Below are 17,184 nucleotides of genomic sequence, written 5' to 3'. Positions count from 1 at the left end.
TTCCAATATGCGCAGACACCTCGCTCTCGTCACTGCCTTGCTCGTCGCATCTGCCAGTGTGCTGGTGCCTGCGACGGCGGCTGGGGCGGTGCAGACCAAGGCCGAGGTGGATGTGTCGCGTTATGGGGGCGCAGACCGTTACGCGACGTCGCTGCTGGTGGCTGATGCGGTCGCCGCTCATGGTGGCGGCACGCTCGACTCGGTGGTGATGGTTTCGGGTCAGAACTGGACCGATGCGGTCGTCGCGGCACCGCTGGCCGGATCGCTGGCAGCACCGGTGCTGACAACCCCGCCCGGCATGCTGCGTGCCGACACCGCGGCATTCTTGCAACGCACCGGCGTGTCACACGCGTTGATCGTGGGCGCCGACAGCGACACCGACGGAGTCGGACCCACCGTGGAAGCGTCCCTTGAGGCCCTCGGCATCAACGTCGAGCGGGTCACCCGCTCAGACCAGTACGCGACAAGCGTTGCGGCTGCACAGCGGCTCGGCGAGCCCGGCTACATGGGCATTCTGGGACGCACCGCCATTGTGGCCAGTGGCGAGGTTTTTGCAGACGCGCTGGTAGCAGGCGCATTCGCAGCACGAGGTCCCCATCCCGTGCTGCTCACGCCGCCGGGTCGACTCCACCAGGGCGTGGCCGACTATCTCGTGCGCGTCGGGACTGAGCACGTGGTGATCATGGGGGGAACCGGTGCTCTCGGCCAACCGGTCGAAGATGCTCTGGCTGCCCTCGGTGTCAGAGTGACACGGCTCGCGGGCAAGAGCCGCTATGACACAGCCGTCCAGGCCGCCGAGCTAGTCGTCCACACCTACCACCAGACGTGTTTCACAACCCGACGAGTCGGCTTGGCCCGCGCCCGCGTCCCCTTCGACTCGTTCAGCGCCGCCCCGCTGCTCGCCCGCCTGTGTGCACCACTGCTGCTCGCCGACCCGGGCTCGATTCATTTGGTCACGGCGAACTATCTGGACCGACGTCTTGGAGACAACACACTCAGCGGCGACAACACGCTCGCCGCGTACATCTTCGGAGGTGACTCGGCGATCTCAGCCGCTGCGATCGACGCCTACCTTGCGAGAGGAACCGGTGAGGTGACGTGCGACATAGAGCTCGGGGACGAACCGGTCCAGGTCCAAGTGTTCCTCAACCTTGGCGGAGTGCGGGCCGCATGGTCACCCGACTGCTCGCGGATTGCCTACGACGACAAGGGAAACCTCTGGACGGCTCAAGCGGACGGCTCGGATCCCGTGCAACTCACCTTCGGTGCGCGAAAGAACGAGGGCTCGGGAACATGGTCGTCCGACCGCAGCCGCCTGACATTCAATACTCAGGCCGACTTCTCGCCGGTTTGGTCGCCTGACGGCGCCCGCATCGCCTTCCTTCGGTATACCGGTGTGTGGATTCAGGGCGATGAGCCCGTCGATCACATCTACGTCATCAACGCAGACGGGACCGGCGAAGTCCAGCTCACTGATGCTGACGCGACAGACAAGAGGCCGTCCTTCTCGCCTGACGGACAGAGAGTCGTTTTCGAACGCCTAGATCTCGAAGGCGATCCAAGTGATCCCGACAGCGGCTGGAGCAAGAACTCGGTTATGATCATCGACGCCGACGGTCGTAACGAAACCCGTGTGTATCAAGGCGGTGGCGGCGAGGTCTATCCCCGTTGGACGCCCGATGGCCAGCGCATCTCGTTTCCCAACGTCGGCCGTGGTCTCGGCACGGTGCGTCTGGATGGCACCGATTGGAAACCGGTTTGGCCTGTCTCTCGGGCCAATCTTCGGTTCAACGAGTACGCGTGGTCGCCGGACGGTTGTCAGGTTGCCGTGGTGGCGCGGCGCAGACTTGACGACGGTCAAGCCGAAGAATCAATCAAGGTCATCAACCTTGAGGACTCTTCGGTCACGACGCTCGTCAGCTACACGGGGCCTCACAACCGAAACCAAAGAATCTTCAGGCCCCAGTGGATTCCCGACGGTCGCGGGATTCTCTACAGCAGTCACATTGTGAACACACACGATGAACCGCGTCACTACGTCGTGCGGTTTCCCCCGCCGGAGTCTGCAGACGTTCCCACCGGCTGAATCCGACCCTCGAAACCCTTGAATCACCCGGCGAGGACCGTTGTGGCTAGCGTGCCGCGGGTGATCAGCGCAGCGGAGCTGTCATCGATAGAGACTGCGGTGGGCGAAATCGGGTCTCGAGTCGCTCAGGCAGCCGACGAACTGATGGGCACGCCGCACGAGGATGTCGGCGTCGAGCTCTACGAAGTTGAGCGCTCGCTGCGCATGGCTCGGCGCCGATTGGCCCAGGCCACCGACTCGCTTCGTTGAGCGCCCGCTCGGCTGCCGCCCGGCGCGGCACTTCAGGAGCGTTCGACGATGGCCTCGGCGGTGGCGACGATCTTGCGGGCGCGGGTCAGGTGCGGAACATCCACCATCTGGCCCTTGTGGGCGAACGCCATCAGGCCAGCAGCCTCGGCTTCGGCGAACGCCTCGAGCAGCTCGCGTGCGTCTGCCAACTCGGCGTCACTGGGTGTGAAAGCGGCGTTGACGATGTCGATCTGAGCGGGATGGATGGTGATCTTGCCGGTGAAGCCCATGGCCGCCGAGGTCGCGCATTCAGCAGCCAACCCCATGTCGTCGCGGAAGTCCACGAACACCGTGTCGAGCGGTTGCTTGCCCCATGCCGTGGCCCCTACCAAGCACATGACCCTGGCATATTCGAACACCGGCAGGAAGGCTCCCGAGGCATCCCGGTTGGCCTTGGAGCCCATCGCCCCTGACAGATCCTCGGCACCCCAGCTCAGCGCATCCACCCGGTCGTGTTGGGCGAGTTCGCCGATGTTGAGCAGGCCTTGCGGCGTCTCGGTACCCAGCACCAGCAGCACCACGCCTCCGGGCGGGTGACCGTGTTCGAGTTCCCAGCGGGTGATCATGCCGTCGATCTGGACGACCTCTGCCGCATTGTTCACCTTCGGCACCAGATAGGCGTCGGGCGGGCAGACCATCGTCTCGGCAATGTCCGCAACGCACCATGGGCTGTCGAGCGGGTTGATTCGCACGACCCGCTCCTTGGCGCCAAAGTCGACATCGGCCAGCCAGCCAGCCAGCCAGGGTGGCCCGGGCGCTGTCCTTGTTGTCGGGTGTGACGGCGTCTTCGAGGTCGAGCACGAGGCTGTCCGCGTCGGTGGCCAGGGACTTTGTGAGCATGCGTTCGTTGGCGCCGGGCACGAAATGCGACGATCGCCGCACGGTTGGGTTGCCAGCACTGAGGGACTCGGTCATTCGGTCGGGCCTCCTGGGCCTCGGGTCGTCGTTGCGGCGGGCGCCGCTGGCGGATCAGGCCGCGAAGGCACTCGGGCAGTAGTCGTTGAGCACGCAGTCATCGCACGCGGGCTTCCGCGACGAGCAGACCCGCCTGCCATGCAGGATGAGTCGCAGGCTGAAGTCGCCCCGCTCGTACTGCGGGATCATCGGATTCAACGCAAGCTCGACCTTGACCGGGTCTTCCTCGTCGGTGATGCCGAGTCGCCGCACGAGGCGGCCGACGTGGGTGTCCACGGGCAAACCGGGCAGGTCGAAAGCCACCGAGCGGATGACGTTCGCCGTCTTGCGGCCCACGCCAGGCAGCTTCACGAGTTCTTCCAAGCGGGTCGGGACCTCGCCTCCGTGATCGGCCAGCAGCTGTCGGGCCATGCCCTGCAGGTTGCGGGCCTTGCTGCGGAAGAAGCCGGTGGGATGCACCAACTCCTCCAGCTCAGTGAGGTCGCATGATGCCAGCGCCTCGGCGTCGGGGAACTTCTCGAACAGCGCCGGCACAGTGGCGTTGACACGCACGTCCGTGCACTGCGCCGACAGGATCGTCGCCACCAGCAACTCGAACGGATTGCGGTGCTCGAGTTCGCACACGGCCTCGTACTCGTCCTTGAGTCGTTCGTGGGTCCGCTGTGCGCGCCCTCTCGGCGATCGAGGCCTAGCCATGGCGAGTTTCTAGCGCTCTTGCTGAGCGCGTGCCCCGCGGCGGGCTCGGCCGCCCCTCTGGATCGAGACCAGCTTGTCGGCACGAAGCTGCCCGCACGCGGCATCGATAGAGGTGCCCCGGTTGACTCGCACGGTGGCCTTCACGCCGTGGGATTCCAACTCTGACGCGAAATGCTCGATGCGCCCCGAGGGCGATGGCGAGTGGCCGTAACCCGGCGTGGGATTCAGCGGAATGAGGTTCACGTGCGCCGCCAGCGGACGTGCATATGCAGCCAGTTCGGCAGCGTCACGGTCGCGGTCGTTGACGCCGTCGATCATCGCCCACTCAAGGCTGATGCGACGCCGCTTGGAGCGGCGGTAGTCGGCCAGCGCGCGCGCAAGGTCGCGCAGGGGGTAGGTGCGATTGATCGGTGCGATGCGGTCGCGCAGGCGGTCGTTGGCGGCGTGCAGCGAGACGGCCAGATTGACCGGCAGCGCAGCCGCAGCGAGTCGAACAATCCCGGGAATGACGCCAACCGTTGACACGGTGATGTGGCGGGCACCGATTCCCATGTCGCCGTGAAAGCGCTCAACTGCTGCCCACACGGCGTCGTAATTGGCGAACGGTTCGCCCATGCCCATGAACACAATGTTGACGGCTCCGCCGCGAGCGGCCGGCGGGACATGCTGCAGCGTGCCCAGCACCTGCTCGACGATTTCCCCGACGCTCAGATTCCGGTCGAATCCCACCTGGCCCGTTGCGCAGAAACTGCACGCCATGGCACAGCCGGCCTGGCTGCTGATGCACAGCGTGGTCCGATTGCGGTAGCCCATGAGCACGGTCTCCACCAGGTGTCCATCACGCAGCGACCACAGGTATTTGCGGGTCTTGCCGCGATCCGCTGTCTGGGCACGCACCAGCTTCAGCGCCGGTGGCAGCAGCTCGCCGATGGCCTGACGCAGGCCCTTGGGAACGTTGGTGAGCTCGGCCAGCGGGCGGCGCTGGCGGTACAAGCCGTCCCACACTTGGTCCAGCCGGTACGAGGGCTCGCCATCGAGCAGCTCTCCCAGCTCTGCCCGGGTGAGGTCCGCGAGTGAGGGATCGGCGACGGAGGCTGTCACGACCGGCCAGTGCCGTTGGACGCGAGCGGTCCGATGCCCGTGAACAGCCGCCGCACAACGGCAACCTCGAGGCCGAGTTGCCCGTAGAGCGTGACGGCCGGCATGTTGTCCGCGTCGACGTAGAGCATGGCCCGAGTCAGGCCTGCGTCGGAAAGATGCTCGTAGCCGGCCAGTGTGAGGGCTCGGCCGAGTCCCCGGCCGTGGTACCGGGGATCCACCGCGATGACGTACACCTCACCGACCGGCGGGTCCTCATCGTTGTGCACCTTCGTCCAGCAGTAGGCAACGATCTGCCCGTCGATGTCGTACACGCGGAAGCCGTCGGCGTCGAACCACGGTTCGGCTTGACGCTCAGCGACCTGAGCAAGCGTCCATCCACCCTGCTCGCGGTGCCACGAGAACGCCCGGTTGTTGACCTCCACCCAAGCCTGCTCATCCTGGCCGACCACGAACGAACGCGTCTCGATTCTGCTGGGCTGATCCATCGGCAGGGACCGCTCCATCCGGTACAGATCGCGCTTGAACGCCAAGCCCAGCGATGTCAGCTCACGCCCGAGCGCAGTCTGCGAAGGCGCCAGATCGCCGTCCGGCGCTTCGTCGTGATCGGGATGGTCGATCCAGACCGACAGCGGCCCCGCAACGTCGTCGAGCTGCCGCCCCAACGCTGCGGCCAGCGCTCCGGGGGGCCACTGTGCGGCGTTGGCCTCCACGACCGCGCCGTGCTGGTCGGAACCGATCGAGATGACGGGATCGGCACTCACTGCCCGAAGGCTAATGCTGCGCGGTCAAGGCCCCCAGGCCGTGCGAGCCGGGCGCATGCGCCGCGCCGGAGGGGATCGTGCGAGCGCAGGTGCCACACTTGCCCGGTGAACCAGATGCGGTGGCTGAACCGCAGCCAGCCTCAGACGCTCTACAGCGCCGTGCTGCTGTGCTACTTCTCCGCGGTACTGCTGCTGTTCGGAAACCGCATCGACTGGCAACTCGCACTCGACATCTTCGAAGGCATTGTTTCGCTGTTCGCCAGCGAACGCACAGCTATCGAACTTAGCGACAGCGTCGTGCCGCTGGCCGTGACCCTGTTGCTCGGCGGCTCACTCATAGTGGGCGGCTTGGGAACCGCCAACGAGCGGCGATGGGGCCATTGGCTGTGCTCGGCGGCGGCCATTTACTCGACCTTGGCAACGCTGTGGTGGGGTGCCAACAACGGCTTCCAGCTCGGAATCTTCATGCGGCTCATGTTCGACGCTCTGCTGCTGGTGCTGCTCTTCCACCCGATCAGCCGCAGTCATCGACGCGTCTGGTTCCGGTGAGTCTGCGTCTGTGTCGACGGAGGCGGTCCGAACTGCCCAGTCCGCACGACAAAGCAGACACCGTCGAGCAGATGTTCGACGAGATCGCCCCGCGCTACGACCTGCTGAACGGCCTGCTGACGTTTCGGCTCGACACCCTGTGGCGACGACGTGCAGTGGCAGCACTGGGTCTGCAGCCGGGCGAGACAGTGATTGATCTGGCCTGCGGCACCGGCGACCTGTGCAACGAGCTCGAGGCGGCGGGCTTGTTCGCCGTCGGAGTCGATTTCTCCGCTGGAATGCTTCAAGCCGCGACAACCCGTGCTCCGCTGGTGCGTTCCGATGCGCTGAGCCTCGGCGTGCGCGAGGGCTGGCTCGCCGGTGCGACCTGCGGTTTCGCTCTGCGAAATTTCGCCGACCTCGATCGCTTCTTCGCAGAGTTGGCTCGAGTGCTCCGGCCCGGCGCTCGGGTGGCGATGCTCGAAGTCGCCGAACCCGCCAATCCGGTGCTGCGCGCAGGGCACAAGCTGTACTTCGGCAAGGTCGTTCCCGCCGTCGGCAGCCTGCTCTCAAGCCGGTCGGCTTACCGCTACCTGCCCGAATCAGTGGCGTACCTGCCCGCGGCGCCAGAACTGCTCTCCCGGATCGCCGAGGCGGGATTCCACGATGTCCAGCGGGACGCGCTCAGCGGAGGCATCGCTCAGCTGATCACGGCAACGCGAAACGCCTGAACAGCGCCCGCAGGCGCAGTCCGTCTAGGCCTCCGGCAGCGTCTTGGCGAGATCGGGGACAACCTCGGCTGCGGGAAGTTCAGCGAGCGAGTCCGGCGGGCACAGGATCTTGCAGTCACGCGAGCCGCCGCCCACGATGATCGCATCGCAGTCCATGACCCTGCTGTCGATCCACACGGGAATGTCGTCGGGCAATCCGAACGGTGTGACGCCGCCGATCATCATGCCCGTGCGCTCGATCGTCTCAGAGGCATCCGCGAATGATGCCTTGCGAGTACCCAGCCTGCGCCGCACGATGCCGTTCACATCCAGCCGGGTCGTGGCGAGTACCACGCAGCACGCCATCGGCCGCTCGGCCGACTTGCCCACCACGCAGATGGCGTTGGCCGACGCGTCCATCGAATAGCCGTACCGCTCGCAGAACTGCGCCGTGTCGGCGAAGTCGGGATCGCATTCCACCAACTCGTATGCCACGCCGAGCGCTGCGAGGTGATCCAGGACTGCCTCGGAGCTCATCGCGACATCTTGGCGGATCGCGGCCGAGATGCCGCAGGACGCACAGCTTCCGACATTGGGTAGACGCGGTTCATGCGCCCAGGGCCAATCCGACCGTGAGCAGCGCGCCCACAACGATCTGGAGCCGCCCGGTCCCCGCCAGCACTGCCACCAGTGCTGCGCCCGTGGCACCGCGCAGCACTGTGCGCACGGGGGAGATAGCCACTACGACCGAGGCGAGCCCGAGCAACGCCCAGGGCCGCAGCAGCGACAGGTACAGCGGCGAGATCACCACGATGAACACGACGGCCACGTACATCGCCCTGGTCGGCCGATCGCCCACGCGCACGGCCAGCGTGCGCTTGCCGGCCTGTTCGTCGGTAGGCAAGTCCCGCAGGTTGTTCGAGATCAGCAGTGCTACTGAGCCCAGCCCGACGGGCACCGACGCGGCGAGACCCACCATGGTCAGGCGGGCGTCCTGCACGAATGCCGACCCCGCAGTCGCTACCAGTCCAAAAAAGACGAATACGAACAGCTCGCCGAGGCCGCGGTAGCCGTACGGCCGCCGGCCGCCGGTGTAGTACCACGCAGCCAGAATCGACGCCGCGCCCGCCGCAATGAGCCACCACGACACTGCGGCTGCGACGACCACGCCGACCGCCGCCGCCAGCCCGAACGCAGCGAACGCAGCATTGCGCACGGCGTTCGGCGAAGCTGCGCCCGATGCCACGAGGCGTTGGGGGCCCACCCGGGTGACATCGGTGCCTCGCACGCCGTCGCTGTAGTCGTTGGCGTAGTTCACCGCAATCTGGATGAACAACGACACGACCAGAGCGCAGACAGCCCGCCACCACACGATCACACCCTCTGCCGCGGCATCCGAGGCTGCGGTGCCCACGAACGGCGGCACCAGCGATGCGGGCCAGGTACGGGGTCGTGCCCCTGCGAGCCAGGTTCGAACGCCGGTCATTCCTGCAGCGAGTCCTGCGGAGCGGCGGCGTCGGGAGACAGGGCTGGGTCCGCCACGGTTTCGAAAGCTAGGCGCGAATGGCGGAATGGAGCGCACTGACGAACGTCATGCTCCTAGTCAGCTTCGACGTCTGCGTCGCTGCTCAGCCCGCAGCGGCCGCCCACGGAACCGATTGGCCCGCTTGGTAGTGGTCGGGTCGGATGCCGAAAGCCTCGATCATCCGGTGCCATCCACTCGCGGAAGCAAGCAGCGCACCGAGGCGCAGAATCTGCTGCTCGTTGAAGCAGCCGTTCAGCCGCTCATACATCTCGGGCGGGATGACGCCCGAGTGTTCGAAGCCCGACAGCCAGTCGCACAGCGCCAATGCGGCCTTCCACGACTCGGGCAAGTCCGATGCCTCGTAGTCGGTCAGTTGTGCGACGACTTCGTCCGTGAGTCCGGTGCGCACCAACGATGCGCTGCGCACGAGGCTTCAGTGGAAGCACTCGTTCCGATTCGCCATCCGGATGCGACACAGCTCGATCATGTGCCGATCCAGCGCACCGCGATCCTCGTCGGGATGGCCGCCGTACACGGCACCGACCCAGCCGAGGAACAGGTCAATGGTGGTCTCGTCCGCCGCGAGCGTCCGGAACAGGTTGTCGTCGGTGTAGGCCTTCGCGTACCACGTGTCCAAGCGCCGTTGCTGCTTGTCGTCCAGCTCGGTCACCTTCGGCAAGTAGCCGTGCTCGTTGGCCATGACTCCCCCTCGGCGCGGATTGCTCGCTGCCAACGACGCTACCGCAGCCGGTCGCCGAGACGCTCGTACAGCCCGCTAGAGCCGCGGGTCGGTGGGCTCGCTCTCCAATGCCAGCACACCGAAAACGCACTCGTGCACCCGGGACAGGTGCCCGTTCGCGGCGAACCGGTCGAGAGCCTCGATGCCGAGTGCGAATTCCCGCCGTGCGAGAGATGACTTGCGGCCGAGCGATCGCTGACGCAGCCGCTCGAGATTCGCCGGGTCGAGATACTCAGGCCCGTAGATGATCCGGAGGTACTCGCGGCCCCTGCACTTGACACCAGGCAGGACGAGACCCTTGTCGGCGAGCACGATCGTGTCGGCCGGCTTGACCACCATGCCCTCGCCGCCGCGATCGGTGAGCGTGTGCCACCAGTCCGTTGCCTCGTTCACCGACACGCCGTCGCCCAGATCGACGAATCGGCGATCCGTCGAACGGAGCAGCTCGGAGGCCTGGGCGATCAGCGCATCAATCTGTTCGAGGTGCCATCGATGGGGTCGGCGGGCAAGCACCTCGCCCTCCGCGGCAAGAATCTGGAACGGCGCTATCTCGATTCCGTCGACGCCGTCCACGTCCCAGCAGTACCGCCGGTACGCCTCGACGAACGATGCAACGTGCTCGGCTCGGCTGCGCGTCTGCGTGGCGAGGGCGTCCAGTTCAATGCCGCGTCGCATCGCATCAGCCATGAGTCGTTGGGCCGCATCAAGCGAGACGATGCCCGCCGCTCCGGTGGCGGCGTACTGGCTCCGCAGCAGCTCGGCCGATTTTGCCGACCACGGGAGCAGCTCCGCGTCCAGGATCAGCCAGTCGGTGCCCAATCGGTCCCAGAGTCCTGAGGCGTCGACCGCCGCACGAATGCGATCTAGCAGCACCGAAGTGAGTTCAGGGTCGGAGAAGAACGGTCTGCCGGTGCGGGTCACGATGACGCCCGCTTCGTCGTTGGTGATGCCGAATCGTGCCTGCGCGGACGCGCTATCGCGGGCGAACACGAGCACAGCCCGTGAACCCATGTGCTTCTCCTGGCAGACGACTTCGGTGATGCCTGCGCTGCGGAAGTACCCGAACGCCTCGTCGGGGTGCTCCAGGTAGCCGAGACGCTCGCTGGTGTTGGCCGGTGCCATGGTGGGCGGGAGGTACACAAGCCATCGGGGATCAACGGCGAAACGACTCATGACTTCGAGCGCTGCGCTGGATCGATCTGCGTCGATCGTGAGGCGGCCGCCCAACGACGTGTCGATGCGGTGCTTTCCCAAGACGTCGGTGATGTCCAGACTCAGTGCCGGCCGGCCCGCGGCATCAGCGTCGACAGGCCTGATCGGCTCGTAGTATTCCTCAGCCGCCTCGACCGAAATCAGTTGCTTCTCGGGCCAGCGCAGTGCCGTCAGCTGCCCACCGAAGACCGCACCGGTATCGATGCAGATGGTGTTGTTGACCCATTGCGCAACCGGCACTGGCACGTGGCCGTACACGACGGCGGCGTCTCCGCTGTAGTCCTCGACCCACCGATACCGCACCGGCAGGCCGTATTCGTCGGTCTCGCCGTCGGTGTCGCCGTACAGGGCAATGCTGCGCACACGGCCCGACGAGCGCCCGTGGTAGCGCTCAGGCAAGCCTGCATGTGCGACCACGAGGCGACCGCCGTCGAGCACGTAGTGGCTGAGGAGGCCGTCGATGAACTCGGCGACGTGCTTCTGGAACTCTGGGCCGCGCCGATCGAGCTGTTCGAGCGTTTCGGCGAGCCCGTGGGTCACCTTGACGTTGCGACCCGCCAGAGCGCGGCTCAGCTTGTTCTCGTGGTTCCCCCCAATGCAGAGCGCGCTGCCGGCGGAGACCATCGATATGGCGACGTCGAGCACTTCGGCGACGCCAGGGCCACGGTCGACGAGATCGCCCAGAAAAAGCGCCCGCCGGCCCTCGGGGTGAACGATCGGGTCGGCCGAGGTGTCGTAGCCCAGCCGGTCGAGGAGCCCGATCAGCTCGGAATGGCAACCGTGGACGTCGCCAATGATGTCGAATGGGCCCGCATCGTCTCGGCGGTCGTTCCAGAGCCTGGTGCGGACCACCTCGACGGTGTCGAGCTCGGTGACCGATCCGAGGGTGTACACCCTGGCGAAGCGTTCCTTGCGCAGTTGCTTGGCCGTGCGGCGCATCGTCACGTGCTGGCGCTTGACCGCGTGTTCCGGCGTACGGCGATCCTGCCGTGAACGATTGCGCTCCAGGCAGAGCGCCAGCGGAAGATCGAAGACGATGGCTGTCGCGAGCACGTCCCAGCGGCGCGCGACCTCGAGCAGCGACCTGCGGTCTTCCGGCTTGACGTTCGTAGCGTCAACCACGGTCAGGCGGCCGAGCTCGAGGCGCTTGTCGATGATCGTGTGGAGGAGTTCGAACGCGGGCGAGGTGACCGACTGGTCGGTCTCGTCATCGCCGACAAGCGCACGGCACCGGTCGCTCGACACGATTTCGGTATCGGAGAAGTGGCGGCTGGCAAAAGTCGACTTGCCCGAACCGGACGCGCCGCAAAGCACGACAAAACCGACTTCTGGCGTCTCGATGCGAGTGAGCACTCGTCTCATCGGGGTCCCCTCATCGACTGAACACCGCCATTTGCGTCGGCGGCCCGCAAACGGGGTCACCAGGGCCGATGCCGCTGATTTCGACGCTGTAGCCGAATCGGTCCTCGATGCCGTGGGCCCAGGCTGCGAACTCGTCACGCGTCCACTCAAAGCGATGGTCGCGGTGCCGGAATCCGGCAGAACTGAGGTGCTCGAAATTCGTGTTGTATTCCCGGTTCGGCGTCGTGAGCACCACTGCGGCAGGGGCAGCGTGGCCGAACACCACTTCGGCGAGCATGCCGAGCCGCTCGCTGTCGACATGCTCGATCACCTCGACCACGGTGGCGATGTCATACCCGCGCAGCCGGTCGTCGCTGTAGGTCAACGCCCCCTGCAGCAGGTTGATCCGCTCGCGGCGACGCTCGGACATCTCGTCAAGGCCCAGGCGGCGCTCGGCCTGCTCGAGTGCCCCGACCGAAACGTCGACGCCGAGCACTTCGGTCACTGAGGGTTCGGTCACGAGCCGCTGCAGAAGGCGTCCCTCGCCGCATCCGAGGTCCACGACCTTGCCGCCGCCGAGTGCGCGCACGGCTTCCAGCACCGACTCATGCCGTTGCTCGCCCAGGCTGATCCGGCGTTCGGCGGCCTGCTCGACCTCATCGGATCGCTCGTCGAGACTGTCGGTGTCTTCACCGGACTCAGCCAGGCGTGCGAGGGCTTCGCGAGCGAACCGGCCAAAGCGCAGGAACCGGCGCGAGATCAGCTCGGATTCGGGGTGTGACGGAAGCCAATCGCCTCCCCGTCGCAGCAGTTTGTCGATCTCGTTCTCGCCGATCCAATAGTGCTTTCGGTCGTCGAGGACCCCGAGCAGCACGTAGAGATGTTCGAGGGTGCTGCGTACGGTGTGCCGGCCGGACAGCCGAACCGAGCAATAGACGCTGTCGCCCCATGCTCCGAACTGCTCGTCCAGCGGTATCGGTGCCGATTCCACCTGATATCCCAACGGCTCGAACAGCCGACGGAGCAGGTCCTCGTCGCCTCGTAGCGGCAGAACCGGAAGGTCGACTTCCAGGTCCAGGCGCTCGCTGACCAACTCTGGTCGAGCGTCGCATGTCCCGCTGAGCGCCGTGCGATACAGACGGCCAAGTGCAACGCTCAGCATCGACGACGCCACGTAGGGCCGATCGTTTACATACGGCTCAAGGAGGCGGGACTGTCGCCCTCCTTGCCTGCGCGACAGGGCGATCGGATCGATCTCCACGAACAACGTCGCCGTGCACCGCTGCGGTGTCGCCTCGGGATAGAAGACGTGGGCGCGCCCGAAACCGACATCGACCGATCGCACTCGATCCGGGTGCTTGTGCAGCAAGAATCCCAGATCGGTCGCATCGGGCGTCGTCGAAGTGATCGAGACCAGCATGAACCGGCCATTCAATCGGATGGCACCGCGGGTGTCGCGGTGGTCTTGGGCGCAGCGTCGTCTCGACACTCCCAGATCCGGGCACCCCACGAGTGTCAGCCGACACGCCGGTTGGCGCCCGCGCGTAGTCTCACCGTGAGCCGAAGCAGGCCGCACGACGCGGCCGGACAACGCGAGGGGGCGTGACATGAAGGCTGCTGTGCTCTGTGAACAGCCGGGAGACTTGGTAATCGAGGATCTGCGGATCGACAATCCAGGACCCCAGGAAATCCTCATACAGACGAAGGGCGCAGGGCTGTGCCATAGCGACCTGCACTTCATGGAAGGACTCTTCCGCACGCCGCTCCCCATGGTGATGGGCCACGAGTCGGCCGGAGTGGTCGAGGCCGTGGGCGACGACGTCAGCTACGTCAAGCCCGGTGACCACGTGATCGCGTGCCTGTCGATCTTCTGCGGCCAGTGCCACAGGTGCTTGTCGGGCAACCCGCATCGCTGCACCAATGTCCGGGCAACATCCCGGGCAAAGGACGCAGCCGCCCGACTCGAACGTGAAGACGGCACTGAGGTCGGCCAGATGGCACGGCTCGGCGGATTCGCCGAGCAGATGCTGGTCCACCAGAACGCCATCGTGAAGGTGCGGCCCGACATGCCGCTCGATCGGGCGTGCCTCATTGGCTGCGGGGTCACCACGGGGTTCGGCGCAGCGGTGAATACCGCTGGCGTCGGCGTCGGCAGCGTGGTCTGCGTGATCGGCTGCGGAGGAATCGGGTTGTCCGCCGTACAGGGTGCGCGGGTCGCCGGTGCGGGCCGCATCATCGCCGTCGACATGACCGATGAGAAGCTCGAGACGGCCCGCCAGCTCGGTGCTACCGACACGGTCAATGCCGGCGAGGTGGACGACGTCGTCACCGCCGTCAAGGACATGACCGGCGGCGGCGTGGAGTACAGCTTCGAAGCCATCGGCTTGGCCCAGACCGTGCAGCAAGCCTTCGGGATGCTCGACATCGGCGGCACCGCCACCGTGATCGGCATGGTTCCCTCCAAGACCAGGGTCGAGCTGCGCGGCATCGACTTCCTGTCAGAAAAGAAGCTGCAGGGCTCGATGATGGGCTCGAACCAGTTCCGCAGCGACATCCCGATGATGGTGGAGCTCTATCTCGACGGGCGCCTCATGCTGGACGAGATGATCTCGGGACGCATCGACCTCGAACAGGTCAACGAGGGCTACTCGTGGATGAAGGCCGGCACCTCAAACCGAACCGTCATCACCTTCGACTGACCCCGCAGTCGACCTGCGGCACCCGAGACATCGACTGACTCCGATGCCGTCGGAAGCCTTGGCGATGCCGTCAAGCGAGAGAAATTCCACCCTCGATGCGGTGCGGGGCGTGGCGGTGCTCGGCATCTTGGTCATGAACGCCGTGTCGTTCGGCCTGCCCGCTGCGGCGTACACCAATCTCGACGCCGCCGGATCGCTGACGCCGCTGGACTGGCTTGTCGGCGGTGCTGGAGAGATCTTCGCCGATCAGAAGTTCATGGGCCTGTTCTCCATGCTGTTCGGCGCAGGCATCGTGCTGTTCGCTGAGCGCGCCGCCGCGAAGGGTCGGCGCAGCGTGCTGCTGAGCCTGTGGCGCAACGCACTGCTGCTCGTCATGGGCGTGGTGCATCTGCTCGTATGGGACGGCGACGTGCTCACGGTGTACGCCCTGTGCGCCCCGGTCGTGCTTGCGCTGCGGCGACTGCCGCCCAAAGTGCTCTTCGCGTTGGGCGGTGCGTTCTACGCAGCAGTGGCGGTCATCTCTTGGAGCGTGCAGTCGTCGCTGCGCAGCTTCTCCAGCGTCCTCATCGACTTCTGGCACTACGGCGACTACTACGACGTCGTAGAGACGTGGTTTCTCGCGGATTACTTCGGACGAGCCTTGGGCGCCATGCTCATCGGCGTGGCGCTGTACCGCACCGGCGTCATGGGCGGCGGCAAGGCGCCGTCGTTCTACCGCCGCATGGCGGCATGGGGCCTGGGCATTGGGCTGCCGCTGTCGGGGGCAGGTCTCGCGCTGATGGCCGGAACCGATTTCGACATCGACTGGGCCATCGCAGGAACCATCCCGAACACCGTTGCCACCGTGCCCATCTGCATGGGTTACCTGAGCTTGATCGGGCTGTGGAATCGCCGAAGCGATTCGCCAGCGCGCCGGTGCATTCGAGCCGCAGGACAGATGGCACTCACGAACTACCTCACGCAGACCGCGATAGGCCTTGTGGTGCTCCGATGGCTGCTCGGTGACGTCTCGCTCTCCCGCAGCAGCATCGCCGTCTTCGTGGTGAGCGTGTGGGCGCTTCAGCTCTGGTGGTCACAAGCCTGGCTTGTGCGATTCGGGTTCGGGCCCCTTGAATGGCTGTGGCGTAGTGCCACCTACCGTCGCTGGCAGCCTCTGCGCTCTCGCTGACCAGCGCACGGCTGCGCTTGAGCCAAAGGCAACCATTGACCTTCGGACGCCCGTAGCGGTCAGCGAAGCTGCTCTGGGACAAGTGCCCTCACCTCCAGCCGCACCATCTTCACGATGGACTGAGGCCGCAGCAGAGTGGCCGCAGTCAGGCCAGCCGCAATGGGTCCGGGTCGGGGGTGCCGGAGCGGCCCTCGAGCCGGACGACACGTTCACGCACCGAGGCGACTTCCTCGGACAGCCTGTCGATGCGGTCTGACTGGCTGTCGATGCGGTTCCCTAGATGGAATGTCATTGTCAACCCCGTGCCAAGCACACCCGCGACCATGGCTGCCGCCGCCACGAGCACTGCCCAAGCATCCGCCACGATCTGCGTCGCTGCCACGAGACAACCGGTCATGGCTCCACCATAGGGTGGTGGCGACCATCGAATGCACTGAATTTCAGCGACCTTGAGGTGATGGCGCCGAACTCGGCTACGACAGGATCTGCGTGGCCTCCATGTAGTCGGGCTCGAGAAACTCGACACCGGGCGCAACGCGAGCCAACTCGGCCGCGATGCTGGACGTGTCGGTCGGCACGGAGAATCCCGGCAGCCAGTTGTCGTGGTGGCCGAGAATGAGCTTGCGGGGCCGGAGCAGGTCGGCCTGACGGCCGATGAATTGGGCCAGCGAGCCCTGGATGGGCTCGCCATCGATGTTTCCGCGGCCAGCCGCCGCGAGGATCGCCACATCGGGTCGGAGGTCGCGCATGACCCCTGACCAGTGCCCCGAGGTGTCCTGGAACAGCACCGAGCCGTCGGGTGCCTCGATCAGGAACAGCAGCGCCCCACCGTCGCCCCGGTCGCTGTGGCCGATTGCTGATGCCGCGATGTGCGCGCTCGTGGCCGGATGGACCTCGCTGGCGAGGTACTTCATCAGCTCGGCGAAGCGCTCCTGCTGTTCTTGCCAGGTGACACCGAGGTCCCCCAAGCAGACCTCATCGGGTTGGTGCATCTGGGTGTGCGACCACACGCAGGAGTGCTGGCTCGGGTACACCGACACGCGTACAGCGTTGCCCCGGTCCCCCCGGCTCAAGTTGACCGTCTCTCCACCGGCTACGCAGATCATCCGGTCCGCTGGGATGCCGGCTTCGGCCATGAGCCGCACCGACTCGTACGATGCAACCAGCGTGGCATCGGTGTTGGCAACGATCCGCTCAGCGCCATAGAGGTGGTCGAAGTGGGAATGGCCCACGAGCACCCAGTCAGCCTCGGTGACATCGTCTGCCCGCAGGCCGGGTCCAACGGCGTTTTGTGCCCGGTCGATATAGGCATCCAGAAAGATGGTCAGACCTGCGGTGCGCAGCCGGAATGTCGCGCACCCGTACCAATCGAGCGTCGTAGCCATGGCCGGAACCATACGCCCGGGCTCAATCGC

Annotated in this window: 18 protein-coding genes and 1 pseudogene; 6 read left to right on the top strand and 13 right to left on the bottom strand. The window is 65.8% G+C overall.

The window, feature by feature from the left end:
- Positions 1–7: 7 nt before the first annotated feature.
- Together ACOCMM_RS08690 and ACOCMM_RS08685 are read left to right on the top strand one after the other, a co-directional pair.
- The gene (locus ACOCMM_RS08690) at positions 8–2,086 is read left to right on the top strand and encodes a cell wall-binding repeat-containing protein (RefSeq protein WP_419552771.1); all 2,079 of its coding nucleotides are present in this window, start codon (positions 8–10) and stop codon (positions 2,084–2,086) included.
- 60 nt (positions 2,087–2,146) lie between these two features.
- Positions 2,147–2,335, top strand: a complete 189-nt coding sequence (locus ACOCMM_RS08685) for a hypothetical protein (protein ID WP_419552770.1) — start codon at positions 2,147–2,149, stop codon at positions 2,333–2,335.
- A gap of 32 nt (positions 2,336–2,367) precedes the next feature.
- Here the strand turns inward: ACOCMM_RS08685 and ACOCMM_RS08680 are convergent, their stop codons facing one another.
- The 5 genes and pseudogenes from ACOCMM_RS08680 to mshD all read right to left on the bottom strand — a co-directional run bounded on the left by ACOCMM_RS08680 (position 2,368) and on the right by mshD (position 5,847).
- Positions 2,368–3,102, bottom strand: a complete 735-nt coding sequence (locus tag ACOCMM_RS08680; protein WP_419554846.1) for an HpcH/HpaI aldolase/citrate lyase family protein — start codon at positions 3,100–3,102, stop codon at positions 2,368–2,370.
- A 19-nt stretch (positions 3,103–3,121) separates the two neighbouring features.
- Positions 3,122–3,289 (bottom strand): annotated as a pseudogene (locus tag ACOCMM_RS08675) (aldolase/citrate lyase family protein); the annotation flags it as partial.
- A gap of 54 nt (positions 3,290–3,343) precedes the next feature.
- Entirely contained in the window at positions 3,344–3,985 is a 642-nt protein-coding gene (gene nth / locus ACOCMM_RS08670) for an endonuclease III (RefSeq protein ID WP_419552769.1), read from the bottom strand.
- 9 nt (positions 3,986–3,994) lie between these two features.
- Complete coding sequence (rlmN, locus tag ACOCMM_RS08665) at positions 3,995–5,086, bottom strand: 23S rRNA (adenine(2503)-C(2))-methyltransferase RlmN (protein ID WP_419552768.1); 1,092 nt, start codon at positions 5,084–5,086, stop codon at positions 3,995–3,997.
- The gene (gene mshD / locus ACOCMM_RS08660) at positions 5,083–5,847 is read right to left on the bottom strand and encodes a mycothiol synthase (protein ID WP_419552767.1); all 765 of its coding nucleotides are present in this window, start codon (positions 5,845–5,847) and stop codon (positions 5,083–5,085) included. The genes rlmN and mshD overlap by 4 nt, the downstream gene beginning before the upstream one ends.
- Before the next feature lie 105 nt (positions 5,848–5,952).
- Between mshD and ACOCMM_RS08655 the strand changes: the two genes are divergently transcribed.
- Together ACOCMM_RS08655 and ACOCMM_RS08650 are read left to right on the top strand one after the other, a co-directional pair.
- Positions 5,953–6,396: a hypothetical protein gene (locus tag ACOCMM_RS08655; RefSeq protein WP_419552766.1), complete on the top strand. Its 444-nt coding sequence runs from the start codon at positions 5,953–5,955 to the stop codon at positions 6,394–6,396.
- Positions 6,393–7,106, top strand: coding sequence for a ubiquinone/menaquinone biosynthesis methyltransferase (locus ACOCMM_RS08650; RefSeq protein WP_419552765.1), 714 nt, complete (start codon positions 6,393–6,395; stop codon positions 7,104–7,106). The genes ACOCMM_RS08655 and ACOCMM_RS08650 overlap by 4 nt, the downstream gene beginning before the upstream one ends.
- A gap of 24 nt (positions 7,107–7,130) precedes the next feature.
- On the opposite strand, the gene ACOCMM_RS08645 is transcribed toward ACOCMM_RS08650, so the two are convergent.
- The 6 genes from ACOCMM_RS08645 to ACOCMM_RS08620 form a co-directional block, all read right to left on the bottom strand.
- Positions 7,131–7,622 (bottom strand): YbaK/EbsC family protein, encoded by a 492-nt coding sequence (locus ACOCMM_RS08645; protein ID WP_419552764.1) that lies wholly within the window; start codon positions 7,620–7,622, stop codon positions 7,131–7,133.
- Positions 7,623–7,692: 70 nt separating this feature from the next.
- Positions 7,693–8,571: a 1,4-dihydroxy-2-naphthoate polyprenyltransferase gene (locus ACOCMM_RS08640; protein ID WP_419552763.1), complete on the bottom strand. Its 879-nt coding sequence runs from the start codon at positions 8,569–8,571 to the stop codon at positions 7,693–7,695.
- Positions 8,572–8,713: 142 nt separating this feature from the next.
- Positions 8,714–9,037, bottom strand: a complete 324-nt coding sequence (locus ACOCMM_RS08635; protein WP_419552762.1) for a hypothetical protein — start codon at positions 9,035–9,037, stop codon at positions 8,714–8,716.
- 6 nt (positions 9,038–9,043) lie between these two features.
- Positions 9,044–9,310 carry a hypothetical protein gene (locus ACOCMM_RS08630; RefSeq protein ID WP_419552761.1) on the bottom strand — a complete coding sequence of 89 codons (267 nt, stop codon included), beginning with the start codon at positions 9,308–9,310 and terminating at the stop codon, positions 9,044–9,046.
- 75 nt (positions 9,311–9,385) lie between these two features.
- Entirely contained in the window at positions 9,386–11,923 is a 2,538-nt protein-coding gene (locus tag ACOCMM_RS08625; protein WP_419552760.1) for a polynucleotide kinase-phosphatase, read from the bottom strand.
- A gap of 10 nt (positions 11,924–11,933) precedes the next feature.
- Positions 11,934–13,391, bottom strand: coding sequence for a 3' terminal RNA ribose 2'-O-methyltransferase Hen1 (locus tag ACOCMM_RS08620; RefSeq protein WP_419552759.1), 1,458 nt, complete (start codon positions 13,389–13,391; stop codon positions 11,934–11,936).
- A gap of 118 nt (positions 13,392–13,509) precedes the next feature.
- On the opposite strand from ACOCMM_RS08620, the gene ACOCMM_RS08615 reads away from it, so the two are divergent.
- Both ACOCMM_RS08615 and ACOCMM_RS08610 read left to right on the top strand, forming a co-directional pair.
- The gene (locus ACOCMM_RS08615; RefSeq protein WP_419552758.1) at positions 13,510–14,601 is read left to right on the top strand and encodes a Zn-dependent alcohol dehydrogenase; all 1,092 of its coding nucleotides are present in this window, start codon (positions 13,510–13,512) and stop codon (positions 14,599–14,601) included.
- A 43-nt stretch (positions 14,602–14,644) separates the two neighbouring features.
- Positions 14,645–15,769, top strand: a complete 1,125-nt coding sequence (locus ACOCMM_RS08610; RefSeq protein WP_419552757.1) for a DUF418 domain-containing protein — start codon at positions 14,645–14,647, stop codon at positions 15,767–15,769.
- 145 nt (positions 15,770–15,914) lie between these two features.
- Here ACOCMM_RS08610 and ACOCMM_RS08605 read toward each other — a convergent pair whose 3' ends face one another.
- Together ACOCMM_RS08605 and ACOCMM_RS08600 are read right to left on the bottom strand one after the other, a co-directional pair.
- The gene (locus ACOCMM_RS08605; protein ID WP_419552756.1) at positions 15,915–16,166 is read right to left on the bottom strand and encodes a hypothetical protein; all 252 of its coding nucleotides are present in this window, start codon (positions 16,164–16,166) and stop codon (positions 15,915–15,917) included.
- Between the two features lie 76 nt (positions 16,167–16,242).
- Positions 16,243–17,154, bottom strand: coding sequence for an MBL fold metallo-hydrolase (locus tag ACOCMM_RS08600; protein WP_419552755.1), 912 nt, complete (start codon positions 17,152–17,154; stop codon positions 16,243–16,245).
- Positions 17,155–17,184 lie beyond the last annotated feature (30 nt).

Source organism: Candidatus Poriferisodalis sp. (assembly GCF_965198245.1).
GTDB lineage: Bacteria > Actinomycetota > Acidimicrobiia > Acidimicrobiales > Poriferisodalaceae > Poriferisodalis.
The sequence above is the reverse complement of the archived record's forward strand: the minus strand, read 5'-3'. Positions and strand labels throughout refer to the sequence as shown.